This is a genomic window from Pseudomonas sp. GW822-FHT03F04 (genome assembly GCF_058801405.1).
In genome coordinates, this window is sequence record NZ_JBXANF010000005.1 from 510,082 (window position 1) to 532,924 (window position 22,843).

Here is a 22,843-nt window from a genome sequence, read left to right on the forward strand (position 1 = left end):
GGCCTATTCCTCCTCTTTGTTTTTCAGGTTTCCAGCCTACAAATCTGCGCGCGCCTTCCTACAAATGCACTCAGAACGCATACGGAATACTTACCTTCGCCCACAACATTTCCCCCTCCGGCCGGTTCTCCACGTCGAACTCCTTGGCCCAGCGGATCTCCGCGCTGGCGTACTTGAGGAAGGTGAAGTGCAGCGCCGGGCCGATGGCGAACACCTTGCCGCGTACGCCGTCATCAACGTCCTGGCCGGCGAACTGCACGGTGTGGCCGAACTGTTTGTCGTCGGTGGTCTGCTTGAGGTAGTAGCCGTTGATGCCAAGCATCAGGTCGTCGGTGATCTTGTAGCTGGCCGAGTAATCGAAATGGAAGATCTGCCCGGACTTGTAGTCGGTGTCCTTGTTCTTCTCGTTGAAGCTGTAGGTGGTCTTCATCGAGACTTCGGTCTTGTCTGTCGGCAGCCAGGTGAAGGAGAACAGCGGTTTGTAGGTGTAGAAATTGTTGCTGGTGTTGGCCAGGCGATCGACGCTGTATTCACCGGTGGGCACGGTGATTTCCAGAGCGGCGCCGAGGGTCAGGTTCTTGCCCATGTCCCACAGGATGATCGGCGCGATGGTGGTATCGCCCATGCCTTCGCGGGTGTCGCTCAGGCCGAACACCGAGACTTCCTGCTTCAGCCACGGCTGGGCGATGTAACCGGCCAGGCGTCCGCCGAACACCCGTACCGGGCTCAGGTAGTCGATACGCGGGATGACGGCGGTGGATTCGATTTCGACATTCGGCACCTTGCCGCCGAACGAGCTGATGTTGAGCTTGGTCGCCTTGTAGTGGTTGTAGTAGAGGTTGAAGGCAACCATGTTCTCGGGAAGGCTGTCGACTTCCAGCGGCAGCATGAAGAAGCCGTCGGTGCCGGTGCCGATGTTGTCGACACCGGCTTCGGTGGCCAGCGCCGGCAGGGTCACGGCGCAGCCGAGCAGGCTCAGCGCCAGTCGCACAGGGAATGTCGCGCGGTTCGGGGTCATGTCCGTCCTCATTATTATTGTGTTTGGGCGCACCGCCGGCGCGCAGGACGCCCGGCCACTATAGAAATAAGCCCTTGGCGCACAGCGGGGCAGGGTATTGGCGGACACAGAAGGGGACTTCTGCGGACAGTCCGCCAACCCTGTGCTAACTTCCTTCGACATAACCGGTTACAAAAATAACAATTCAGCGTGATCCGGAATGTCAGCCCCCATGAATGTAAAAGTCCAAGACCCCACCTTCGAACTGGCGCTGGTGTCGCCATTTCTGCTGCAGACCCTGGCGGAAGTCGCTGCCAACAAGGGCATCGAAGCCGAAAGCCTGTGCCGTGGCCTCGGTTTTACCTTCGAAGACCTGCAGGACCCGTCGCAGCGGATTTCCTATCGCCAGGCCGTGGCCATGATTCAGCGAGCGCTGAAAGCTTTGCCCAATCAGGGGCTGGGCCTGTGGGTCGGTGCGCAGAACGTGCTCGGTACCCTCGGTCTGCTCGGGCATGTGCTGTCGCTGTGCAAGAACCTGCGCGATGCGTTTGAGCTGGGGATTCGTCATCAGCACACGTCCGGCGGGATTGTCGTTTCCAGCGTCGATGTCGTGGGCGAGCAGGTGTACCTGGACGTGGAATGCCGCTTGCCGTTCGCCGAGGTGCAGGTGTTTGCGGTCGAAGAGTTTTTCGCCAGCCTCTTGGTCTACGGCCGGGCGCTGGTGGGCGAGACGTTCAAGCCGATTGCCGTGGAGTTCATGCACGCGGCGCCGGATTACGTTGATGAATACCGGCGGCTTTTGGGGCCGGACGTACGCTTCGGTTGTCTGCACAATCGCATGCTGATCGATGTGCAGTGGCTGGATGTGAACCTGCCCAATCATCATTCGCTGGCGCTGCGTCAGGCGGTCAAATTGCTGGAGCTGGAAGCCGCGCAGGTGCATCAGAAACTCGATCTGATCCAGGCCGTGGAGCGTGCCATTGCCCGGGACCTGAGTCGGGGCAGCCACATCGAAAAGATCGCTGGCGACCTGAACATGAGCAGCCGCACCTTGCGCCGGCGGCTGACCGAGCACTCGCTGACCTTCGAGGCGCTGCTGGAGCAAGTGCGCCAGGCACGCACGATGAGTCTGCTGGCCAATCCCGACATGCCCATCGAGCGCATCACCGAAGAAGTTGGCTACAGCGACGTGCGCAGTTTTCGCCGGGCGTTCAAGCGCTGGACGGGCAAGAGCCCGAGCGCGTGGCGCAACGAGTGCGTCATCTGATCCCACACAAACCCTCCGGCTACAGTTAAACTCCGCGCTCTTTCCCAAGGAGTTCACATGAGTTACTACCAGCCGGGCATCCTCGCCACCCCTGTTCCGCCGCAAGCACGTCACCTGTTTTTCGCCCTCGAATCGGTGGAAGCACTGCCGCAGGCGATCGACAACCTGCTGAACCTGGTGGACAGCAAGTCGGCGGTGGTCGGTTTCGGTGAATCCCTGGCCAAGGCCCTGAATGTGAACATCGACGGCCTGCGCAGCTTCCCGGCGCTGACCGGCGTTGGCGTGGAAAACCCGTCGACCCAGCACGCCCTGTGGGTCTGGCTGCACGGCGTCGACCGTGGCGAGCTGCTCAACCGCAGCACCGCACTTGAGGCCGCACTGGCCCCGGCGCTGCGTCTGGTTCAGATGCAGGAAGCCTTCCGTCACAAGGACGGTCATGACCTCACCGGTTATGAAGACGGCACCGAAAACCCTCACGACGAAGCCGCCATCGCCGCCGCACTGCAAAGTGAAGGCGCCGAAGGTCTGGTGGGTGGCAGCTTTGCCGCGATCCAGCAATGGCAGCACGACCTCAAGGGTTTCCATGCACTGTCCGCCGAAGACAAAGACAACATCATGGGCCGTCGCCTGAGCGACAACGAAGAGCTCGACGACGCCCCGGTGTCCGCCCACGTCAAGCGCACCGCTCAGGAAAGCTTCGCTCCGGAAGCCTTCGTCGTGCGCCGTTCGATGCCGTGGATCGAAGGCGCCCGCGCCGGCCTGATGTTCCTGGCGTTCGGTTTCTCCCTCGACGCGTTCGAAGCGCAACTGCGGCGCATGAGCGGTCTGGAAGACGGCATCACCGACGGTCTGTACCGCATCAGCCGGCCGATCACCGGCGGTTACTACTGGTGTCCGCCGCTCAAGGACGGCCACCTAGACCTGCGCGCCTTGCGCATCGGCTAAGACACAAGGAAGAGCAATGAACGTGGTGCGCTGGGGCATGATCGGTTGCGGCAGTGTCGCTGAACGCAAGAGCGGGCCGGCCTTCTACAAGGCACCCGGCTCGGCGTTGGTGGCGGTGATGGGGCGACGCCTGGAAGCCGTGACCGATTACGCGTCGCGCCACGGCATCGCCCGGACTTACACCGATGTCGATGCACTGATCATCGACCCCGAAGTGGACGCGGTGTACATCGCCACGCCACCCGACAGTCACCACGCCTACAGCCTGAAAGTCGCCGCCGCCGGCAAGCATTGCTGCGTGGAAAAACCCATGGCACTCAACGCCGGGCAAAGCCGCGAAATGCAGCAGGTGTTTGCCGATGCCGGTCTGCACCTGTTCGTCTCCTATTACCGCCGTTCGTTGCCGCGTTTCCAGCAGGTTCGGCAGTGGTTGGAGCAGGGCCACATTGGCGAAGTGCGGCACTTGAGCTGGACGCTGACCAAGGCGCCATCACCGAAGGATCTGGACGGCAGCGCCAACTGGCGCACCGATCCGACGGTGGCGGGTGGCGGGTATTTCGCGGATCTGGCCAGCCATGGTTTTGACCTGTTCCAGTACCTGCTCGGCGATATCGTTGAAGTCGCCGGATTCACGGCGCGTCAGGCCGGGTTGTACGCGGCGGAGGATGCGGTCAGCGCCAGTTGGCGGTTTGCCTCGGGCGCGTTGGGCATGGGCTGCTGGAGCTTTGTCGCGGATCGCCGTGAGGATCGGGTCGAGATCATCGGCAGCCAAGGGCGAATCGGTTTTTCGGTGTTCGATGAGCATCCGGTCGAGTTGCACGCGGAAGAAGATATCAGCCTGGAAATCCCCCATCATGAACACATCCAGTGGCATCACGTCCTCGGCATGAACGCGCAGATTCGCGGTGAGTCCCGGCACCCGGCAGTCGCCGCCGAAGCCCTGAAGACCGATTGGGTCATGGATCAAATCCTCAAGCGCCACTGAAGGCGCGTCTAAGGTTATGCCCAAACAATATTTCTCAAGCTTGTCATAACGTCTCTAAGATCACGTCATAACTCGTTATGACAAGTGATCCCGTGATGACCGATAACGTTCTCTCCCTGGGCAGCGTCCCGCTGCACACCCAACTGCGCGACGTGCTGCGCGCCCGGATTCTCGACGGCGAATACCCGCAAGACAGCCAGATGCCGTCCGAAAGCGAGCTCGGCACGCTGTTCAAAGTCAGCCGCATCACCGTGCGCCAGGCCCTGGGCGATCTGCAGAAAGAAGGGCTGATCTTCAAGATCCATGGCAAAGGCACCTTCGTCGCCAAACCCAAGACCTTCCAGAACGTCAGCACCCTGCAAGGCCTTGCCGAGTCCATGACCGGCCGTGGCTACGAGGTGATCAACCGCCTGCGCAGCTTCAAATTCATCGCCGCCGACAAACTGGTCGCCGAGCGTTTGCAGGTCGCCGAGGGCGAGATCGTCGCCCAGATCAAACGCGTACGGCTGATCAACCGCGAGCCGATTTCGCTGGAAATCACCTACCTGCCCAAAACGGTTGGCGAACGGCTGGAGAAGGCCGATCTGGTCACCCGCGACATCTTCCTGATTCTGGAAAACGACTGCGGCATTGCCCTCGGCCACGCGGATCTGGCCATCGACGCGGTGCTGGCCGACAGCGACCTGACCCAGGCGCTGAACGTCGAGGCCGGCTCGCCGATCATGCGCATCGAGCGTCTGACCCACGACGCGAACGGCCAGCCGCTGGACTTCGAACACCTTTACTACCGTGGCGATGCGTTCCAGTACCGCCTGCGGATCGACCGGCAAAAAGGGGCGTGACATGACCCGCAATACCTTAGAGCAGGAATACGACATCGTCGTGATCGGCGGTGGCACCGCTGGCCCGATGGCGGCGATCAAGGCCAAGGAAAATAACAAGGACCTGCGCGTGTTGCTGGTCGACAAGGCCAACGTCAAGCGCAGCGGCGCGATCAGCATGGGCATGGACGGCCTGAACAACGCGATCATCCCCGGGCACTCGACGCCGGAGCAGTACACCAAGGAAATCACCATCGCCAACGACGGCATCGTCAATCAGGCGGCGGTGTACGCCTATGCCACCCACAGCTTTGAAACCATCGAGCAGCTCGACCGCTGGGGCGTGAAGTTCGAGAAGGACGAAACCGGCGATTACGCGGTGAAGAAAGTCCACCACATGGGCGCCTACGTGCTGCCGATGCCGGAAGGGCACGACATCAAGAAAGTCCTGTATCGCCAGTTGAAGCGGGCGCGGGTGAGCATTACCAATCGTCTCGTCTGCACCCGTTTGTTGACCGACGAGGAGGGCGCCGTCAACGGTGTGATGGGGTTTGACTGCCGCACCGCCGATTTCCACGTGATCAAGGCCAAGGCGGTGATCCTCGCTTGCGGCGCGGCCGGGCGTCTCGGTCTGCCATCCTCGGGTTACCTGATGGGCACCTATGAAAACCCGACCAACGCTGGCGACGGTTATGCGATGGCGTATCACGCCGGGGCGGAACTGGCGAACCTCGAGTGCTTCCAGATCAACCCGCTGATCAAGGACTACAACGGCCCGGCCTGCGCCTACGTCACCGGCCCGCTCGGTGGCTACACCGCCAACAACAAGGGCGAACGCTTCATCGAGTGCGACTACTGGAGCGGGCAGATGATGTGGGAGTTCCACCAGGAACTGGAAAGCGGCAACGGCCCGGTGTTCCTCAAACTCGATCACCTGGCCGAGGAAACCATCCAGAACATCGAGGAAATCCTGCACAGCAACGAACGTCCGAGTCGCGGCCAGTTTCACGCCAATCGCGGCACCGACTACCGCACGCAGATGGTCGAGATGCACATTTCGGAAATCGGATTTTGCAGCGGCCACTCGGCGTCCGGCGTGTGGGTCAACGAGCGAGCCGAAACGTCGGTGAAGGGTTTGTACTCGGCCGGTGACATGGCCGCCGTGCCGCATAACTACATGCTTGGCGCGTTCACCTACGGCTGGTTCGCGGGTAACAACGCGGCGGAGTTTGTTGCCGGGCGCGAGTTCTCCACTTTGGATGCCGAGCAGATCGAGAAAGAAAAGGCCCGGGTCTACGCGCCAATGGATCGCGAACACGGTCTGCCGCCGGCTCAGGTCGAGTACAAGCTGCGGCGCTTCGTCAACGACTACCTGCAACCGCCGAAAGTGACCAAGAAGATGGAAATCGGCCTGCAACGCTTCAGCGACATCGAACGCGACCTCAACGAGATGAAGGCCAACACCGCCCACGAACTGATGCGCGCCATGGAAACCAGTGTGATCCGCGACTGCGCCGAAATGGCCGCCCGCGCCTCGCTGTTCCGCGCTGAAAGCCGCTGGGGCCTGTACCACTACCGCGTCGATCACCCGCAACGGGACGACCGCGAATGGTTCTGCCATTGCCACCTGAAGAAGGGCGAAGACGGGCGCATGACCAGTTTCAAGAAAGCCGTCGAGCCTTACATCATCCCGCTCGATGCCGAGGAAATGCAGGCCTACGACCGTTTGCGGGTTGGCGCTTTCGCTGCTTGAGGCATCACTAGAGAGAGTCCGAACCATGGTCTACCAAGCCCAGGAAATCTTCTTCCGCTCCAACGCCCCCGTCACCGTGGACGAGGACAAATGCATCGCCGAAAAGGGCTGCACCGTGTGCGTCGACGTCTGCCCGATGGACCTGCTGGCGATCAACCCGGCCACGCAAAAAGCCTATATGGCTTTCGACGAATGCTGGTACTGCATGCCGTGCGAAAAGGACTGCCCGACCGGTGCGGTGAAAGTCGAAATCCCGTACCTGCTCCGCTAAAACGCTATCCGGCAACACCGGACGCCTGATTCAAGACACCCCTCGTTTCCCACCGCGCCCTGATCGCGGCGGAGACGAACATCCTATAAATGATTCGAGGGGATTCAACCATGTTGCGTGCAGCAATCGCCGGTCTGGTACTGGCTTCGTTCACCTTGTCGGCCTCGGCCGAAACCATCCGCATTGCCATCGGCACTCAGGACACCACCATCAACTGCGCCGCCGGCGGCCTGTTGATTCGCGAGTTGGGCCTGCTCGACAAATACCTGCCTCACGACGGCGCCTACAAGGACGCCAAGTACGACGTGCAGTGGAAGAACTTCACCAGCGGCGCGCCGCTGACCAACGAGATGGTCGCCGGCAAACTCGACTTCGGCGCCATGGCCGATTTCCCCGGTGCGTTCAATGGTGTGGCGTTCGAAACCGCTGGCAAACACAGCCTGTTCATCAGCGTGTTGTCGGGCAGCATCAAGGGCAGCGGCAATGGCATCGTGGTGCCGAGCGCGTCTGGTGTGCAGTCGCTGAGCGAACTCAAGGGCAAGACCATTTCCGTACCGTTCGCTTCCACCGCCCACGGCATGTTGCTGCGCGCCGTGGCGGAGCAGGGCTGGGATCCGCTGAAGGATGTGAACATCATCGCCCAGCCGCCAGAGGTCGCAGGCTCCGCGTTGCAGGCCGGCAAGATCGACGCCCATGCTGATTTTGTACCGTTCGCCGAACTGTTCCCGAGCCGTGGTTTCGCCCGCAAGATCTACGACGGCGCCCAGGCCAATGCGCCGACCTTCCACGGTGCACTGGTCGATCAGGCCTACGCCAAGAAGTACCCGGAAATCGTCGTCGCCTACCTGCGCGCAAGCATCGAAGCCAATCAGTTGCTGGCCGCCGAACCCGAGAAATACAGCGAGTTGATCGCCAAAGTCACCGGCGTCGATGCCGAGGTCAATTACCTGTTCCACGGCCCGCTGGGCGTACAGACCCGTGACCTGAGCTGGAAACCGGAATATCGCCAGGCCGTGGGCACGGCCATCGACACGCTGAAGCTGCTGAAGAAGGCGGATCGCGGGCTCGACCTGAACACCTTTATCGATGACCAGTACATCCGCGCGGCGTTCAAGGCCTCGAATCTGGATTACACCGCGCAACTGGCCAACTACGCGCAGACACCGTTGAAGTCTGTCGATGCGGTGACTGGGAAAGCTATTTCTGATTTCAGCCATGTTGCGGAAATCTGGGTGCGGGGTGAGGACAAGGTCCGGCGTTATGCCTCGGCTGAAGAGGCGTTTACCGCACTGGCCGGCCTGAAGTCAGAAGGCAAGAACATCCGCGCGGTGTATGCGCAGGCGAGTGACAGCGGGATCAAGTTGCTGGCGGAGCAGGCGTGGTTTGCCAGTGATGGGAAGGGGCGGTTGAGTGCGTTTTTGCTCAAAGGGCAGGCTCAGCAATACGCGTCGGCGCAGGGCGGAAAAGTCCTCGACTTCACCGACGCCACCGCGCAGGCCGTTGCCACCCGCTGATTTACAGATCGTTCCCACGCAGAGCGTGGGAACGATCAGAGGTGATATATGCTTTCACGCTGGATCCCCCGAGCCGCCTCACTGCTGCTCTGCCTGCTCTTCTGGCAACTCGCCGCCAGCCACCACTGGAACCTCGGCCTCGTCACCTTCGCCAACGTCCCAACCCCGCTGGCCGTCATCGAAGCCGCCCTCGGCCTAGGCGACTCCGGCAAGCTCATCCAGCACCTGAGCGCCAGCCTCGGCCGAGTCTTCGCCGGCTACCTCGCCGCGCTGGTGATCGGCATCGCCCTGGGCCTGGCCATCGGCCGGTCGAAATGGGCCGAAGACCTGCTGCTGCCTCCACTGGAAGTGCTGCGCCCAATCCCCGCCGTCGCATGGATTCCGCTGGCCATCCTGATGTTCCCGTCGTCGGAGCTGTCGATGGTGTTCATCACCTTCACCGGCGCGCTGTTCCCGATCCTGCTCAACACCGTGCATGGCGTCGAAGGTGTCGACCCGCGCCTGATCGCCTCGGCCAGAAGCCTCGGGGCCGGACGCCGGGCGATCCTGCTGGAAGTGATCCTGCCGGGCGCCGCGCCGAGCATCATCACCGGGTTGGCGATCGGCATGGGCACCTCATGGTTCTGTCTGGTGACCGCCGAAATGATCTCCGGCCAGTTCGGCATCGGTTACTACACCTGGGAGTCCTACACCATTCAGAACTACGCCGACATCGTGGTCGGCATGTTGCTGATCGGCGTGTTGGGCATGGGCAGCAGCCTGCTGATCAAACGCCTGGGCGGGCTGTTCACGCCCTGGCACCGACCGCGAGGAAAAGCCTGATGAGCGTGATGCAAACCCCGGAAGGGCGGATCGACATCCGCCAGTTATCCATCGTCCTCGGCGAGGGCCGGCAAGCGTTTGAAGCGGTGCAGGGGCTGGATTGCCAGATCGAACCCGGCCAGTTCGTGTGCATTCTTGGCCCGTCCGGTTGCGGCAAGTCGACTTTGCTCGGCGCGCTGGCCGGGCATCTGCAACCCCATGGTGGGCAGTTGAAAGTCGACGGCGTCGAGGTGTCCGGCCCGTCGCCACAGCGCGGCATGGTGTTTCAGCATCACACCTTGTTCCCGTGGCGCACGGTGCGCGACAACGTTGCGTTCGGCCTGAAGATGCGTGGCATCGGTAAAACCGAGCGCCATCGCGCCGCCGATGAAATCCTCAAACTGGTCGGCCTTGAAGACTTCGCCGAACGCTGGCCGGATCAACTCTCCGGCGGCATGCAGCAACGGGTGGAAATCGCCCGGGTGCTGGTCAACCGGCCACGGCTGTTGCTGATGGATGAACCCTTCGGCGCGCTGGATGCGCTGACCCGACTGAACATGCAGGAACTGCTGCTGGACATCTGGACGCGGATTCGCACCACGGTGGTGTTCGTCACCCATGACATCGACGAAGCGCTGTTTCTCGCCGACCGTTTGCTGGTGATGAGCGCACGGCCGGGGCGGATCATCGAAGACCTGCGCCTGGATTTCCCACGGCCACGCACCACCGAACTGGTCACCAGCAGCGAATTCTCGCGCCTCAAGCGCCACTGCCTCGACCTGCTGCGCCACGACAACGACCGACCGCTGCCGCGCCTCAATCCGCTCGGTTTGCCTCCTGAAAACGCCTTGCCGAGATTTGCCCTGTGACCTCATTTTTTGCTGTGACCGATAACGACGACATTCTTGCCCTGCAACCGCGCCTGACTGCTGATGATGCCGGTGTACGCCGGATTGCCCTGATCGACCTGGCTGACCTCGAAGAGCCGGACGGCTTGCTCTGGCTGGTCGAGCGCCTGGCTGAAGACCCGGCCGAAGAGGTGCGTGCCGAAGCGGCACGACTGCTGGAGGCGTGGGAAGACGAACCGGTCGTAGAAGCGCTGTGCCAGGCGCTGACGGATCCGTCGCCAGCGGTGCAAGCCGCTGCGGCGCAGAGCCTGAGTCTGCTCAAAACCGAAGCGGCGGGCAGGGTGATTCTGCCGTGGACCGCCCATGCCGAAACCGGCGTGCGGATTGCCGCGTTCCGGGCGTTGCGCGAGTTGCGCTTCCCCGGCGCCGCACCCGCCGCGATTCAAGCGTTGAGCGATGCCGACGCCAGTGTCCGTCGTGAAGCCGTTGGCGTGCTCGGCTGGCTCAAACAGCTGGATGCCTTGCCGGCGCTGGCACGTTTGGCCAGCAATGATCCGGACACCGAAGTACGTCGCGCCGCCACCGGCGCCCTGGGCTTGGCAAGTGACGCCGAGGTGCTGCCCGCATTGCGTCAGGCCCTGCTGGATCAGGCCTGGCAAGTACGCGAAGAAGCCGCGACCACCCTCGGCAAGGTCGGCCACACCGACGCAGGCCCGGCGCTGATCGAAGCCTTGGATGACGATTACTGGCAAGTGCGCCTGCGCGCGACCCGCAGCCTCGGCCGTTTGCGCTACGTGCCGGCCCTCGATGCCCTGATCGACACCCTCGGTCATCGCATCAGCAACCTGCGCAAGGAAGCGGCGCTGGCGCTGGGCGAGTTGAATGATCGCGGGGCCGTGGCGGCGTTGCAGGCCGCGCAGGACGATGGCGACCCGGAGGTGCGCAAAGCCGTGCGGATTGCCTTGAGTCAGCTGCAATGAATCCGCTGGCGATCGGCAATTCCCAAAGTGAACACCGGTTGCGGCTGAGCTGGCCGGATGGTCGCGAGCAGTTGCTCGACCATGCCGAACTGCGCCGCCAGTGCCCGTGCTCGCAGTGCCGGGCGTTTCGCCTGCGGGGTTCGGCCCCGTTGGTCGATGATCGAGTGCGTGTGATCGAACTCAACCCCCAGGGTTACGGCCTGCAACTGGTGTTCAGCGATGGTCATCAACGCGGGATCTACCCATGGCAATACCTTGCGCAACTCTCGCCCTGAGCTCACCGCAATCAACCGGGGCTCAGAAGGATTTGCTGACGCTGGCTACGACTGTCGCCGTGCACACATCCTTGAAGCCCCAGTTGCTCAGGCACTGGTTCTGCGACAGGTCAGTGTCGATGTAACTCAGGCCCAGCACCACGCCGGCCAGGTTGTGGGTCAGTTTGACTTCCCACTCCCGGTAGGACTCTTCGCTGTGACCGGATGCCGAATACATATGCGGGTCCTTGAAGTCCATGTTGCCGTAGCGCAGCTTCAGCCCGGAGTCGAACGGTAATTCGGTTTCATAGCCGATGTAGCTGTAGAGCGAACTCTGTTTGCTGTCGATGCCCGGCGCATCACTGGAGTAGTACGCCGCCAGCTTCACGCCGTAGACGCCGAGAATCCCGTAGACCTCGGTCTGATTGAACTGGCTTTCCCTGGGGTAGGCGTAGCGAATGGTGCCGAGGTCCAGGCTCACCTGCTCGGTGGCCTGCCACAGCCAGCCGGCGTAGTAATCGACCTCCTGACGGGTTTTCAGGCCACCGCCGAAATCGACGTTCGAACTCCACGCGCCGAGGTACAGGCCGCTGCTGTGGGCCAGGGTCAGACCGGCCTGCACGGCCGGGTCGTTCTGGGTCTGGGAGATGCCGCGAGTGCGGTAGTCGCTGGCCAGGGTCAGGTCGACCAGCACCGCGAAATCATCGTTCAAGGGGATCGCGTGGCTGCTCAAGGGCAGCAGGCTCAAGGAAGTGAGGGCGAGCAGGGGCATGGCTTTCATGTGAAGTCCCGATGTTGTGATTGTTATGGGCAGGAAGCAGGCAAGGCTGCGCCGGACCCCGGCGGTTGGCGCGGGGTCGGGCAGGGGGTACGGCGATTGTTATTAGAGGGTCGGTGCGTAGACCTGGCGGCCGGCGAACCAGGTTTGCAGAACCCGGGTGTCATGCAGGGCCTTGTCATCGACGCTGAACACGTCGCGATCGAGCACGATGAAGTCGGCCTGTTTGCCGGGGCTCAGGGAACCGATCTGTTGCTCCAGGCCGATGGTGCGCGCCGCGTTGACGGTGTAGGCGTAGAACATGGTTTCGCGGTCCAGGCGTTCGTCGGCGTTGAGCACGCCCAGCGGCCCGGTGCGAGTGATGGCCTGGGCCATGGCGTTCCACGGGTTCGGTGAGGACACCGGCCAGTCGCTGGCGCCGGCAATCGTCGCGCCTTGCTTGAGCAGTGAGTGCGCCGGGTATTGATAGCGGAAGGCGAGGGCGCTGACGTAAGGCTTGATCATGTCGGTGGTGTAGTCGTCGGCGCTGGCCCAGAGCAATTGCATCGAGGCAATCACGTTCAATGGCTTGAAGCGCGCAAACTCTTTCGGATTGACCATTTGCAGGTGGGTGATCGAGTGCGTCACGCCGCTTTGTCGATCCTTGCGCGCCTGGGCGATACCGTTGAGGGATTCGCGTACCGCGCGGTCACCGATGGCGTGGATGTGCACCAGCCAGCCGCGCTGGTCGATGGCGCTGACCAGTTCGCCGAAGTGCTGCGGATCAATCAGCAGTTCGCCCTGTTTGTGGGAGTTGCTGTAGGGATCGATCATCGCGGCGCTCTGGGCTGGGTATTCGATCACGCCGTCGGCGAAGATCTTGATTCCCGGTAAAGTCAGGTTGGGGATGCCCTGAAATTGCTGGCGTACCTTGTCGAGGGTATCGAGATCGGCCGGGACGCTTTTCGGGTTGGCCACCAGCAGCGCGGCGACGTGGGCGGTCATGCCACCGCTTTCCGACAGGGCCTTGTAGGCCGGCAGCACGCCAACGGTTTTCTCGGTGGGTTTGAGGGCGAACACCGGCTCGCCCGGCGCGGCGTTGGCGGCCGGGTCCATCCACGCGGTGATGCCGAGGCTGTTGTTAAAGCGCACCGCCGATTGCGCGGCCTTGAGCATATCGGCAGGGCTCGGCACCGGCATTTTCGAGGCGACCCGGTCCCAACCGGCATCGACCACAAAGCCGTTCGGCTCACCGCTGGCCAGTTTGCCAATGGTGTCTTTTTCCGCGTCCGGCAAGTTTTTCAGCAGTGCGGCGTCGATGCCCGCGCGCTTGAGCATGACGTTGTTGGCCCACGCCGTGTGGTGATCGCTGCCGGTGAACACCACCGGTACGTCGGCCCATTCGCCGTGGTTGAAGATTTTGCCCAGGGCCTCAGCTTTGGCCCAGTACGCTGAACTCATGCCGGCCACGCTCAACACATCGCCATGCCGGGCCTTGCCGTCGTCACGCCAGCCGCGCAGGCGTTTTTCCAGTTCATCCAGGCTGACCACGTCGTCTTCCATGTTCGCCGAGACCATTTCCAGCCCGCCGAAAATCGCGTGGGAATGGCTGTCGATCAGGCCGGGCATCAGCGTCTGGCCTTTGAGGTCGATCACTTGGGTGCCGGGCTCGATCAAGGCTTTGATCTGCGCATCGGTGCCGACTTTAAGCACCTTGCCGTTCTCCACGGCCAGTGCCTGAACCTTCGGTTGAGCGCGGTCGGCGGTGAAAATCTTGCCGTTGAGCAGCACCAGATCGGTGGCGGCCATGGCTTCCATCGAGGCAAAACTCATAGCGGCGATCAAGACATTTTTGGTGAAAAGCGGGATGAATCTTTTCATTGAACATTTCCTTGTTATTGCGTCTGATGGCCAGATTAGTGGCTGCCAACGCCCGACAGAACGCCTCCCTCACGAAAAACGTTTTTGCCTGAATGGAAAAAGCATGGACAAGCTGGGTGCACTGAAAATGTTCGTGGTCACCGCGCAGCTCGGCAGTTTCAGCCGCGCTGCCGAGCAACTGGGCAAGACCCCGTCGGCCCTGACCAAAGCGGTCAATCATCTGGAATCCGAACTTGGTGCGCGGCTCTTCGAGCGCAGCACGCGTCGGATTCTGCTGACCGAAATCGGCCGGCTCTATCTGGAAACCGCACGACAGGTGTTGCAGCGCCTCGATGAGGCCAGCGAGGAAATCGAGCAGTTGCAGCACGGCCTGCGCGGCAGCCTGAAAATCACTGCGCCGCTGGCTTACGGGCGGGCGTTTCTCGATCAGGTGTGTGACGGTTTTTTGCAGCAATACCCGCAGATCAGCCTGCAAGTGGATTTGTGCGACGAATTCGTCAATCTGCTGGAAAGCGGCTACGACCTGGCGCTGCGCGAAGGTCATGACGATTTGCCGGGGCTGATTGCGCGGGTGGTCGGCAGCAATCGTCTGGCGCTGTGCGGCAGCCCCGAATACCTGGCGCGCAAGGGCTTGCCGGTGACGCCGCAAACTCTTGATCAACATGAATGGCTGTTGTACCGGCATCCGTTGCTCAGCCGCGAATTCTGGTGGGCCGAACGCGACGGCCAGCGCCTGAGCCTGGCGCAACCGGCGGCGCCGCTGTTGCGCAGTGACAATTACGATTTGCTGCTGGCCAGCGCTTTGGCTGGGCGCGGTTTGCTGCATACGCCGCTGTGGAGCGCCGCGCCGTACATCGCTGACGGGCGACTGGTGCGGGTCATGGCTGATTACGAGATCGACCCGGACAGTTTTGGCCCGCACATTCTGGCGGTGTACCCGAGTCATCGGCGGGCGACGGCCAAGGTTGTGGCGTTTATCGATTACATCGCGGAGTTTCTGGCGGAGCGCGGTTTGAGCTGACTGGCGGTGCTTGTCAGGAAATTCCCACAGGAGTACAAATGTACTCCATGACGACTCTGACTCCCCGCCGTACCGCCATCCTGACCTTTATCCGCGAACGCATCGCCGAACACGGTCAGCCCCCAAGCCTCGCTGAAATCAGCGAGGCTTTTGGTTTTGCCTCCCGCAGCGTGGCGCGCAAGCATGTGCTGGCGCTGACCGAGGCCGGGTTTATCGAGGTCAATCCGCATCAGGCCCGGGGCATTCGCTTGCTCGGGCAACCGGCGCGACCGGAGCTGCTCGAAGTCCCGGTACTCGGCCGGGTGGCCGCCGGTGCGCCCATCGGCGCCGATGCCGACATCCACAATCGGTTGATGCTCGATCCCGCGCTGTTCTCCCGCACGCCCGACTACATGCTGCGGGTGCAGGGCGATTCGATGATCGAGGACGGGATTCTCGACGGCGATCTGGTCGGCGTACGCCGCAACCCCGAGGCGCTCAACGGCCAGATCGTGGTGGCGCGGCTCGATGGCGAGGTCACCATCAAACGTTTCGAGCGGGTCGGCGATGAGGTTCGCCTGTTGCCGCGCAACCCGGCGTACCAGCCGATTGTCGTGCGGGCCGATCAGGACCTGGCCATCGAAGGGGTGTTCTGCGGTCTGGTGAGGCAAGGCTGATGGGTGCCGTCGTCGCGCTGGATACGCTGTTCAATGGCGGCCAGGTCTGGAAGGGCCGGCCTGCGCCACCGGCCGCCAGCCCGCAACCCACCGGGCACGCGGCGCTGGATGCCGCCTTGCCCAGTGGCGGCTGGCCGGAAGCGGCGCTGAGCGAAATCCTTCTGGCCGGGCCTGGTGTCGGCGAACTGCAACTGGTGTGGCCGACTCTGGCGCGGCTGTCGGCAGCGGGCGAGCGCATCGTGCTGGTGGCGCCGCCGTTCGTGCCGTATCCGCAGGCCTGGGCCAATGCCGGGGTCGATCTGCGGCAGTTGTCGGTGATCCAGGCCAGCGAGCGCGATGCGTTGTGGGCGGCGGAACAATGCCTGCGTTCGGGCAGTTGCGGTGCAGTGCTGTGCTGGCCGCACAAGGCCGATGACCGCGCCTTGCGCCGTTTGCAGGTGGCGGCGGAAACCGGCCAGACCCTGGCGTTCGCGTGGCGGCCATTGAGCGAAGCGGTCAACCCGTCGCCGGCTGCATTGCGCATTGCCATCGATGCCCGCCCGGCGCAATTGCGCGTACTCAAATGCCGGGGCGGACTGGCGCGCAGCGCACCGATTGCCTTCGCCGTGGGGCATTGAGGTCGCCATGCGCTGGGTTTGCATTCTGTTCCCGCAATTGGCCCTCGACGCCGTGCTGCGTCAGCGCCCCGATCCCGACCAACCGTTGGCGCTGCTCAGCGGCCCGGCCCAGCGCCGGGTGCTGCAAGCGGTCAACCCGGCGGCGCGGGCATTGGGATTGCGTCCGGGGCAGTCGATGACCGCTGCGCAGGCCATGAGCAAAGGGTTCGCCACCGTCGATTACGACGCGGCCGAGATCGAGCACTGGCAGCAGTTTCTCGCCGCCTGGGCCTATCGTTTCAGCGCCCAGGTCAGCGTGCATTACCCGCGCACCGTGGTGTTCGAAATCGAATCGAGCCTCGGGCTGTTCGGTTCCTGGTCGCAGTTCGAAGCACGGTTACGCACGGAACTGACGGACTTGGGCTTTCGTCACCGCATCGTCGCCGCGCCCAACCCGGTGGCGGCGCGGGTGTTGGCCAACGCCTATGACGGACTGGTGGTGCCTGATGGTGAAGCCCTGCGCCATCATCTCGGGCAATTGCCGGTCGACCGCATCGGGCTTGAACCGAGCGTGGCCACGGCGCTGACGCGTATGGGCCTGCGCAATCTCCATCAGGTGCAGAGCCTGCCGCGTCAGGCATTGGCCCGGCGTTTCGAGGCGCCGATGCTCAAGCATCTGGATACGCTGTTCGGCGCACGACCACTGGCGCTGGCGTTCTACCTGCCACCGGATCGCTTTGATGTGCGGATCGAACTCAATTTCGACGTGCAGTCTCATCAGGCGCTGCTGTTCCCGTTGCGCCGCCTGACGGGCGATCTGTCGGCGTTCTTGTGCGGGCGCGACAGTGGCGTACAGCGCTTCGATCTGCATCTGGAACATGCGGGGCTGCCGGACACGCTGATCAAGGTCGGCCTGCTCAGCGCCGAGCGTGATCCGGCGATGCTGTTCGAGCTGGCCCGTGGTCGACTGGAGCAGGTCCAGGTCGAAGCCCCAGTGCGCGGTTTTCGTCTGCGCGCCGAGGATCTGCCGAGTTTCGTGCCGCAGTTCCAGGAACTGTTCGACGACCGCCCGCAACAGACCTTGCCCTGGGAGCAATTGCGCGAACGCTTGCGGGCACGGCTGGGGGATGAGGCGGTGCAGGGCCTGCGCTTTCAGGCCGATCATCGCCCGGAGTGCGCGTGGCAGAACGCCGATGACAAACAGCGTTGCCCTGCATTGCCGGGCGTGCAGCGTCCGGGCTGGTTGTTGGGCGAGCCGCAGACTGTGCCCGAAGGTTCGGCGCGCATCCTCATGGGCCCGGAACGGATCGAATCCGGCTGGTGGGACGGTGACGACGTGCGCCGCGACTATTACCTGATCCAAAACCGCGCCGGCCAGCAAGGCTGGGCGTACCGGGCGGTGGGTGAGGGCGGCCCGTTATGGCTGCAGGGCTGGTTTGCGTGAATCAGGGTTATGCCGAGCTGCACTGCCTGTCGAACTTCAGTTTCCAGCGCGGCGCCTCCAGTGCGCTGGAGTTGTTCCAACGGGCGAAAAAACACGGCTATCAGGCGCTGGCGATCACCGATGAATGCACCCTCGCCGGAATTGTCCGTGCCTGGCAGTCGGCCAAGTCCGTGGAGCTGCCACTGATCATCGGCAGCGAAATCCGTATCGAGAACGGCCCGAAACTGGTGTTGCTGGTCGAGAACCTCGAGGGTTATCAGGCGCTGTGCGGCTTGATCACCCAGGCTCGACGACGTACGCAGAAAGGCCAGTATCAAGTGCTGCGCGAGGACTTCAACGAACCGTTGCCGGGGTTGCTGGTGTTGTGGGTGCCGGAGGCGGTCGACGACGTGGAAGAGGGCCGCTGGCTGAAACAGACCTTCGGCGAACGTTTGTGGCTGGCGGTGCAGTTGCATCGCGGGCAGAACGATCAACAGCGGCTGGCCGCGCTGCTGAGTCTGGCGGGTGAGTTGCAGATTCCAGCGGTGGCCAGCGGTGATGTGCACATGCATGCCCGTGGTCGCCGTGCCTTGCAGGACACCATGACTGCGATCCGTCATCACGTCCCGGTGGCTGAGGCCGGATTGCGTCTACACCCCAACGGCGAGCGGCATCTGCGCAGTCTCGATGTGTTGCGCGAGTTATATCCGCAGACCTTGCTGGACGAATCGGTGAAGCTGGCCCGCCGCTGCACGTTCGACATCGGCCAGTTGCGCTATCAATACCCCAAAGAGCTGGTGCCCGAGGAACACGATGCCAGTTCCTGGCTGCGTCATTTGACCGAAGAAGGCATCGCCTGGCGCTGGCCACAAGGCGCGCAACCCAAGGTGCTCAAACAGATCGACGATGAGCTGGAGCTGATCGCCGAACTCGGTTACGAAAGCTACTTCCTCACCGTGCACGACGTGGTGCGTTACGCCCGGGAGCAGAAAATCCTCTGCCAGGGCCGGGGTTCGGCGGCCAACTCGGCGGTGTGTTTTGCCTTGGGCATCACCGAGATCGACCCGGATCGCACCACGCTGCTGTTCGAACGTTTCATGTCGAGGGAGCGTAACGAGCCGCCGGACATCGACGTGGATTTCGAGCACGAGCGCCGGGAAGAAGTCCTGCAATACGTGTTCCGTCGTTATGGCCGCCGTCGTGCGGCGCTGACGGCGGTGGTCAGCACCTATCACGCCGCCGGCGCGGTCCGCGACGTGGCCAAGGCGCTGGGCCTGCCGCCGGACCAGATCAATGCGCTGGCCGACTGCTGCGGCCACTGGAGCGATGAAACGCCGCCCGTGGAACGCCTGCGCGAAAGTGGCTTCGACCCGGACAGCCCGATCCTGCACCGGGTGCTGAGCCTGACCGGGCAACTGATCGGCTTCCCCCGGCACCTGTCGCAGCACCCCGGCGGTTTCGTGATTTCCGAGCAACCGCTGGACACGCTGGTGCCGGTGGAAAACGCCGCCATGGCCGACCGCACGATCATCCAGTGGGACAAGGACGACCTCGATGCGGTCGGGCTGCTCAAGGTAGATATCCTCGCCCTCGGCATGCTCAGTGCGATCCGCCGTTGTTTCGACCTGCTGCGTCGCCATCGCCATCAGGATCTGAGTCTGGCCACCATCCCGCCTGACGATCGCCCGACTTACGACATGATCAGCCGCGCCGACACCATCGGCGTGTTCCAGATCGAGTCCCGGGCGCAGATGTCGATGCTGCCGCGCCTGCGCCCACAGAACTTCTACGACCTGGTGATCGAGGTGGCCATCGTCCGGCCGGGGCCGATCCAGGGCGGGATGGTGCATCCGTACCTGCGCCGCCGGAACAAGGAGGAAAAGGCAACCTATCCGTCACCGGAGCTGGAAGTGGTGCTCAAACGCACCCTCGGCGTGCCGCTGTTTCAGGAACAGGTGATGCAGATCGCCATTGTCGCCGCCGACTACAGCCCCGGCGAGGCCGATCAGTTGCGCCGCTCCATGGCCGCGTGGAAGCGCCATGGCGGGCTGGAACCGCACAAGGAGCGGCTGGCTGCCGGCATGAAGAAAAACGGCTACACCCCGGAATTCGCCGCGCAGATCTTCGAACAGATCAAGGGCTTTGGCAGTTACGGTTTTCCCGAGTCCCACGCCGCCAGTTTTGCCTTGCTGACCTATGCCAGTTGCTGGCTCAAGTGCCATGAACCGGCGGCGTTCGCCTGTGCGCTGATCAACAGTTGGCCGATGGGTTTCTACAGCCCGGATCAGATTCTTCAGGATGCACGCCGCCATCATTTGCAGATCCGCCCGGTGGACGTGCGCGCCAGTGACTGGGATTGCAGTCTGGAGCCGATTGCCGGCGAGCAACCGGCGATTCGCATGGGCTTGCGCATGATCAAGGGCTTTCGCGAAGAGGATGCGCGGAGCATTGAAAGCGCTCGGGCGAGGGGCGCGTTCGCCGATGTCGCCGATCTGGGCGAACGGGCCGGGCTCGACAGTCGAGCCCAGGCATTGCTGGCGGATGCCGGGGGCTTGCGTGACCTGGCCGGTCACCGCCATCGGGCGCGCTGGGAAGTGGCCGGGGTGCAGAAACAGCTCGGGTTGTTTGCCGGGTTGCCGAGTCAGGAAGAGCCCGATGTGGCGCTGCCCACGCCGAGTGTCAGCGAAGACCTGTTCACCGACTACGCCACCCTCGGCACCACGCTGGGGCCGCACCCGCTGACGTTGTTGCGCGATGAGTTGCGGGCACGACGCTGTCGCAGTTCCCGGGAGTTGCTGGAGGTCGAGCACGGGCGACCGGTCAGCGTGGCGGGGCTGGTGACCGGCCGCCAACGACCGGCCACCGCCAGCGGCGTGACCTTCGTGACGCTGGAGGACGAGTTCGGCAACGTCAACGTGGTGGTCTGGCGCGATCTGGCCGAGCGCCAGCGTCAGGTGCTGGTCGGCTCGCAATTGCTCAAGGTCGATGGCCGCTGGGAGCGTGAAGGCGAAGTCCGGCATCTGATTGCCGGACGCTTGAGTGACCTCAGCCCGTTGCTCAACGGCATTCGGGTGCAGAGCCGCGATTTCCACTGACGGCTGCTGGGTGATCCGAAAGCCAATTTGCTGGCGTCAAAAAAACCTGTCCTCAATGGTGGCACTTTGGCATAATGCCGCCCCTTTCCCGATCCCCCACGACTTTGCGGTGCCGGGACACATCACTTTTCAGAAGGAATGCACAGTGAGAATGATCTCCCGGATGTTGGTCTCGGGCGTTGCGATTGCCGTCCTCGGTACCCTGGCCGGCTCGCTTTCCGGTTGCGCCACCGAAAGCTCCCGCGCACTGCCGGTGGCCAAGGTGGAAAGTGCCTCTCAGGCCTGGTCCGGTGTCCGTATCCCGATGGCCGTGGGCAAGTTCGACAACCGTTCGAGCTACATGCGCGGGATCTTCTCCGACGGCGTTGACCGCCTCGGCGGTCAGGCCAAGACCATCCTGATCACTCACCTGCAGCAGACCAACCGTTTCTCCGTACTCGATCGCGACAACATGGGCGAAATCCAGCAGGAAGCGGCGATCAAGGGTCAGGCCCAGCGTCTGAAAGGCGCCGATTACGTGGTGACCGGTGACGTCACCGAGTTCGGCCGCAAAGAGACCGGCGATCATCAACTGTTCGGCATTCTCGGCCGTGGCAAGACCCAGGTCGCCTACGCCAAGGTCAACCTGAACATCGTCAACATCAGCACGTCCGAAGTGGTGTATTCGACCCAGGGCGCCGGCGAATACGCCTTGTCCAACCGCGAAATCATCGGCTTCGGCGGCACTGCTGCCTACGACTCCACCCTCAACGGCAAAGTCCTCGATCTGGCCATGCGCGAGGCGATCAATCGCCTGGTCGATGGCATGAACGCCGGTGCCTGGAAACCGGGCAACTGATAGACGCCCATCGCAAGGAGCAACACACCATGAATCTGTCCCTGTCCCGGCCGTTGATGGCCTTGACACTGACCGCCAGCGCCTTGCTGGCTGGTTGCAGCAGCCCGCAAACCCTGTACCAGTGGGAAGGCTACCAGCCACAAGTCTACGAATACTTCAAAAGCGAAACGCCGAAAGAGGCCCAGGCCGAAGCGCTGGAAGCCGATCTGCAAAAGATCCGCGCCAGTGGCAAGCCGGTACCGCCGGGTTACCACGCGCACCTCGCTCTGCTGTACCTGAGCATGGGCAAGGACGATCAGATGGTGCAGCAACTGCGCACCGAAAAGACCCTGTTCCCCGAGTCCGGCACGTACATGGATTTTCTGCTTAAAAACGCCAAGACCGGGGACGCCAAATGATCGCGCGCGCCCTGAAACTGCTGGCTGCGGGCCTGGCGCTGACCGTTCTGGGTGGCTGCGTTGCCCCGAAGGCTGTGGATTATTCGGCGTACAAGCAAGCGCGGCCGAAATCCATTCTGGTACTGCCGCCGCTGAACACCTCGCCGGACGTCAAGGCGTCCTACAGCCTGTTGTCGCAAGTGACGTTCCCGCTGGCCGAAGCCGGTTACTACGTATTGCCGATCACGCTGGTCGACGAGACCTTCCGCCAGAACGGCCTGACCACGCCGGATGACATCCATCAGGCGCCGGCCAACAAACTGCACGAAATCTTCGGCGCCGACGCGGCGCTGTACATCACCGTCAGTGAGTACGGCACACGCTACATGGTGATCAGCAGCGAAACTGCCGTGACCGCCAGCGCCAAACTGGTCGACCTGAAAACCGGCACCACCCTGTGGACCGGTGCAGCCCGGGCGTCGAGCGAAGAGGGCGGCAACAACAGTGGCGGCGGCCTGATCGGCGCACTGATCACCGCTGCGGTGAAACAGATCGTCAACAGCTCCACCGATGCCGGCTACCCGATTGCCGGTGTGGCCAGCAATCGTCTGCTGTCGGCCGGTCATCCGGCAGGCCTGCTGTACGGGCCACGGTCGCCGAAGTACGGCACTGACTGATCGACCTGTTCCGCACTGATCGTTCCCACGCAGAGCGGCTGCTCGGGATCGTTCCCACGCTCTGCGTGGGAATGCCGCCATGGACG

22 protein-coding genes are annotated in these 22,843 nt (G+C 62.9%); 19 read left to right on the forward strand and 3 right to left on the reverse strand.

Going from position 1 to position 22,843, the window contains the following annotated elements:
* Window positions 1–70 precede the first annotated feature (70 nt).
* Window positions 71–1,018 carry a SphA family protein gene (locus AC1RMX_RS14720; RefSeq protein ID WP_096820006.1) on the reverse strand — a complete coding sequence of 316 codons (948 nt, stop codon included), beginning with the start codon at window positions 1,016–1,018 and terminating at the stop codon, window positions 71–73.
* Between the two features lie 211 nt (window positions 1,019–1,229).
* On the opposite strand from AC1RMX_RS14720, the gene AC1RMX_RS14725 reads away from it, so the two are divergent.
* The 11 genes from AC1RMX_RS14725 to AC1RMX_RS14775 all read left to right on the forward strand — a co-directional run bounded on the left by AC1RMX_RS14725 (window position 1,230) and on the right by AC1RMX_RS14775 (window position 11,457).
* Window positions 1,230–2,264 carry an AraC family transcriptional regulator gene (locus AC1RMX_RS14725; RefSeq protein ID WP_493072445.1) on the forward strand — a complete coding sequence of 345 codons (1,035 nt, stop codon included), beginning with the start codon at window positions 1,230–1,232 and terminating at the stop codon, window positions 2,262–2,264.
* Window positions 2,265–2,321: 57 nt separating this feature from the next.
* The gene (locus AC1RMX_RS14730) at window positions 2,322–3,209 is read left to right on the forward strand and encodes a Dyp-type peroxidase (RefSeq protein ID WP_493072446.1); all 888 of its coding nucleotides are present in this window, start codon (window positions 2,322–2,324) and stop codon (window positions 3,207–3,209) included.
* 16 nt (window positions 3,210–3,225) lie between these two features.
* Window positions 3,226–4,194: a Gfo/Idh/MocA family protein gene (locus AC1RMX_RS14735; RefSeq protein ID WP_493072447.1), complete on the forward strand. Its 969-nt coding sequence runs from the start codon at window positions 3,226–3,228 to the stop codon at window positions 4,192–4,194.
* Window positions 4,195–4,289: 95 nt separating this feature from the next.
* Window positions 4,290–5,036: a GntR family transcriptional regulator gene (locus AC1RMX_RS14740; RefSeq protein WP_096820002.1), complete on the forward strand. Its 747-nt coding sequence runs from the start codon at window positions 4,290–4,292 to the stop codon at window positions 5,034–5,036.
* A gap of 1 nt (window position 5,037) precedes the next feature.
* A complete protein-coding gene (locus AC1RMX_RS14745; RefSeq protein ID WP_493072448.1) occupies window positions 5,038–6,768 on the forward strand; it encodes a fumarate reductase/succinate dehydrogenase flavoprotein subunit in 1,731 nt (576 codons plus the stop codon).
* Between the two features lie 25 nt (window positions 6,769–6,793).
* Complete coding sequence (locus AC1RMX_RS14750) at window positions 6,794–7,039, forward strand: 4Fe-4S dicluster domain-containing protein (protein ID WP_493072449.1); 246 nt, start codon at window positions 6,794–6,796, stop codon at window positions 7,037–7,039.
* 110 nt (window positions 7,040–7,149) lie between these two features.
* Complete coding sequence (locus AC1RMX_RS14755; RefSeq protein WP_096820000.1) at window positions 7,150–8,553, forward strand: ABC transporter substrate-binding protein; 1,404 nt, start codon at window positions 7,150–7,152, stop codon at window positions 8,551–8,553.
* 48 nt (window positions 8,554–8,601) lie between these two features.
* A complete protein-coding gene (locus AC1RMX_RS14760) occupies window positions 8,602–9,375 on the forward strand; it encodes an ABC transporter permease (protein ID WP_192558179.1) in 774 nt (257 codons plus the stop codon).
* Window positions 9,375–10,223: an ABC transporter ATP-binding protein gene (locus AC1RMX_RS14765; protein WP_493072450.1), complete on the forward strand. Its 849-nt coding sequence runs from the start codon at window positions 9,375–9,377 to the stop codon at window positions 10,221–10,223. Before AC1RMX_RS14760 ends, AC1RMX_RS14765 begins: the two co-directional genes overlap by 1 nt.
* Complete coding sequence (locus AC1RMX_RS14770; RefSeq protein WP_493072451.1) at window positions 10,220–11,182, forward strand: HEAT repeat domain-containing protein; 963 nt, start codon at window positions 10,220–10,222, stop codon at window positions 11,180–11,182. The genes AC1RMX_RS14765 and AC1RMX_RS14770 overlap by 4 nt, the downstream gene beginning before the upstream one ends.
* Window positions 11,179–11,457 carry a DUF971 domain-containing protein gene (locus AC1RMX_RS14775; protein ID WP_493064949.1) on the forward strand — a complete coding sequence of 93 codons (279 nt, stop codon included), beginning with the start codon at window positions 11,179–11,181 and terminating at the stop codon, window positions 11,455–11,457. Before AC1RMX_RS14770 ends, AC1RMX_RS14775 begins: the two co-directional genes overlap by 4 nt.
* Window positions 11,458–11,479: 22 nt before the next feature.
* Here AC1RMX_RS14775 and AC1RMX_RS14780 read toward each other — a convergent pair whose 3' ends face one another.
* Entirely contained in the window at window positions 11,480–12,217 is a 738-nt protein-coding gene (locus tag AC1RMX_RS14780) for a TorF family putative porin (RefSeq protein WP_096819995.1), read from the reverse strand.
* Between the two features lie 102 nt (window positions 12,218–12,319).
* Window positions 12,320–14,074: an amidohydrolase gene (locus AC1RMX_RS14785; protein ID WP_493072452.1), complete on the reverse strand. Its 1,755-nt coding sequence runs from the start codon at window positions 14,072–14,074 to the stop codon at window positions 12,320–12,322.
* A 103-nt stretch (window positions 14,075–14,177) separates the two neighbouring features.
* On the opposite strand from AC1RMX_RS14785, the gene AC1RMX_RS14790 reads away from it, so the two are divergent.
* The 8 genes from AC1RMX_RS14790 (at window position 14,178) to AC1RMX_RS14825 (ending at window position 22,757) form a co-directional block, all read left to right on the forward strand.
* The gene (locus AC1RMX_RS14790; RefSeq protein WP_273901140.1) at window positions 14,178–15,095 is read left to right on the forward strand and encodes a LysR family transcriptional regulator; all 918 of its coding nucleotides are present in this window, start codon (window positions 14,178–14,180) and stop codon (window positions 15,093–15,095) included.
* Window positions 15,096–15,133: 38 nt separating this feature from the next.
* Window positions 15,134–15,751: a transcriptional repressor LexA gene (gene lexA / locus AC1RMX_RS14795; protein ID WP_096819992.1), complete on the forward strand. Its 618-nt coding sequence runs from the start codon at window positions 15,134–15,136 to the stop codon at window positions 15,749–15,751.
* A complete protein-coding gene (gene imuA, locus AC1RMX_RS14800) occupies window positions 15,751–16,368 on the forward strand; it encodes a translesion DNA synthesis-associated protein ImuA (protein ID WP_007959433.1) in 618 nt (205 codons plus the stop codon). Before lexA ends, imuA begins: the two co-directional genes overlap by 1 nt.
* A 7-nt stretch (window positions 16,369–16,375) precedes the next feature.
* Window positions 16,376–17,791 (forward strand): Y-family DNA polymerase, encoded by a 1,416-nt coding sequence (locus AC1RMX_RS14805; RefSeq protein ID WP_493072453.1) that lies wholly within the window; start codon window positions 16,376–16,378, stop codon window positions 17,789–17,791.
* On the forward strand, window positions 17,767–20,865 hold the full coding sequence (locus AC1RMX_RS14810; protein ID WP_493072454.1) for an error-prone DNA polymerase: 3,099 nt from the start codon (window positions 17,767–17,769) through the stop codon (window positions 20,863–20,865). The genes AC1RMX_RS14805 and AC1RMX_RS14810 overlap by 25 nt, the downstream gene beginning before the upstream one ends.
* Before the next feature lie 151 nt (window positions 20,866–21,016).
* Complete coding sequence (locus AC1RMX_RS14815; RefSeq protein ID WP_162130490.1) at window positions 21,017–21,703, forward strand: CsgG/HfaB family protein; 687 nt, start codon at window positions 21,017–21,019, stop codon at window positions 21,701–21,703.
* 29 nt (window positions 21,704–21,732) lie between these two features.
* On the forward strand, window positions 21,733–22,101 hold the full coding sequence (locus tag AC1RMX_RS14820) for a DUF4810 domain-containing protein (protein ID WP_493072455.1): 369 nt from the start codon (window positions 21,733–21,735) through the stop codon (window positions 22,099–22,101).
* Window positions 22,098–22,757, forward strand: coding sequence for a DUF799 domain-containing protein (locus AC1RMX_RS14825; RefSeq protein ID WP_493064943.1), 660 nt, complete (start codon window positions 22,098–22,100; stop codon window positions 22,755–22,757). Before AC1RMX_RS14820 ends, AC1RMX_RS14825 begins: the two co-directional genes overlap by 4 nt.
* The last annotated feature ends 86 nt before the right edge of the window (window positions 22,758–22,843 follow it).

What these genes read in the sequence shown, in the direction of transcription:
- AC1RMX_RS14720 (WP_096820006.1), bottom strand. Translation starts at nt 1,018, where the DNA reads ATGACCCCGAACCGCGCGACATTCCCTGTGCGACTGGCGCTGAGCCTG.
- AC1RMX_RS14725 (WP_493072445.1), top strand. Translation starts at nt 1,230, where the DNA reads ATGAATGTAAAAGTCCAAGACCCCACCTTCGAACTGGCGCTGGTGTCG.
- AC1RMX_RS14730 (WP_493072446.1), top strand. Translation starts at nt 2,322, where the DNA reads ATGAGTTACTACCAGCCGGGCATCCTCGCCACCCCTGTTCCGCCGCAA.
- AC1RMX_RS14735 (WP_493072447.1), top strand. Translation starts at nt 3,226, where the DNA reads ATGAACGTGGTGCGCTGGGGCATGATCGGTTGCGGCAGTGTCGCTGAA.
- AC1RMX_RS14740 (WP_096820002.1), top strand. Translation starts at nt 4,290, where the DNA reads ATGACCGATAACGTTCTCTCCCTGGGCAGCGTCCCGCTGCACACCCAA.
- AC1RMX_RS14745 (WP_493072448.1), top strand. Translation starts at nt 5,038, where the DNA reads ATGACCCGCAATACCTTAGAGCAGGAATACGACATCGTCGTGATCGGC.
- AC1RMX_RS14750 (WP_493072449.1), top strand. Translation starts at nt 6,794, where the DNA reads ATGGTCTACCAAGCCCAGGAAATCTTCTTCCGCTCCAACGCCCCCGTC.
- AC1RMX_RS14755 (WP_096820000.1), top strand. Translation starts at nt 7,150, where the DNA reads ATGTTGCGTGCAGCAATCGCCGGTCTGGTACTGGCTTCGTTCACCTTG.
- AC1RMX_RS14760 (WP_192558179.1), top strand. Translation starts at nt 8,602, where the DNA reads ATGCTTTCACGCTGGATCCCCCGAGCCGCCTCACTGCTGCTCTGCCTG.
- AC1RMX_RS14765 (WP_493072450.1), top strand. Translation starts at nt 9,375, where the DNA reads ATGAGCGTGATGCAAACCCCGGAAGGGCGGATCGACATCCGCCAGTTA.
- AC1RMX_RS14775 (WP_493064949.1), top strand. Translation starts at nt 11,179, where the DNA reads ATGAATCCGCTGGCGATCGGCAATTCCCAAAGTGAACACCGGTTGCGG.
- AC1RMX_RS14780 (WP_096819995.1), bottom strand. Translation starts at nt 12,217, where the DNA reads ATGAAAGCCATGCCCCTGCTCGCCCTCACTTCCTTGAGCCTGCTGCCC.
- AC1RMX_RS14785 (WP_493072452.1), bottom strand. Translation starts at nt 14,074, where the DNA reads ATGAAAAGATTCATCCCGCTTTTCACCAAAAATGTCTTGATCGCCGCT.
- AC1RMX_RS14790 (WP_273901140.1), top strand. Translation starts at nt 14,178, where the DNA reads ATGGACAAGCTGGGTGCACTGAAAATGTTCGTGGTCACCGCGCAGCTC.
- lexA (WP_096819992.1), top strand. Translation starts at nt 15,134, where the DNA reads ATGTACTCCATGACGACTCTGACTCCCCGCCGTACCGCCATCCTGACC.
- imuA (WP_007959433.1), top strand. Translation starts at nt 15,751, where the DNA reads ATGGGTGCCGTCGTCGCGCTGGATACGCTGTTCAATGGCGGCCAGGTC.
- AC1RMX_RS14805 (WP_493072453.1), top strand. Translation starts at nt 16,376, where the DNA reads ATGCGCTGGGTTTGCATTCTGTTCCCGCAATTGGCCCTCGACGCCGTG.
- AC1RMX_RS14810 (WP_493072454.1), top strand. Translation starts at nt 17,767, where the DNA reads ATGGCTGCAGGGCTGGTTTGCGTGAATCAGGGTTATGCCGAGCTGCAC.
- AC1RMX_RS14815 (WP_162130490.1), top strand. Translation starts at nt 21,017, where the DNA reads ATGATCTCCCGGATGTTGGTCTCGGGCGTTGCGATTGCCGTCCTCGGT.
- AC1RMX_RS14820 (WP_493072455.1), top strand. Translation starts at nt 21,733, where the DNA reads ATGAATCTGTCCCTGTCCCGGCCGTTGATGGCCTTGACACTGACCGCC.
- AC1RMX_RS14825 (WP_493064943.1), top strand. Translation starts at nt 22,098, where the DNA reads ATGATCGCGCGCGCCCTGAAACTGCTGGCTGCGGGCCTGGCGCTGACC.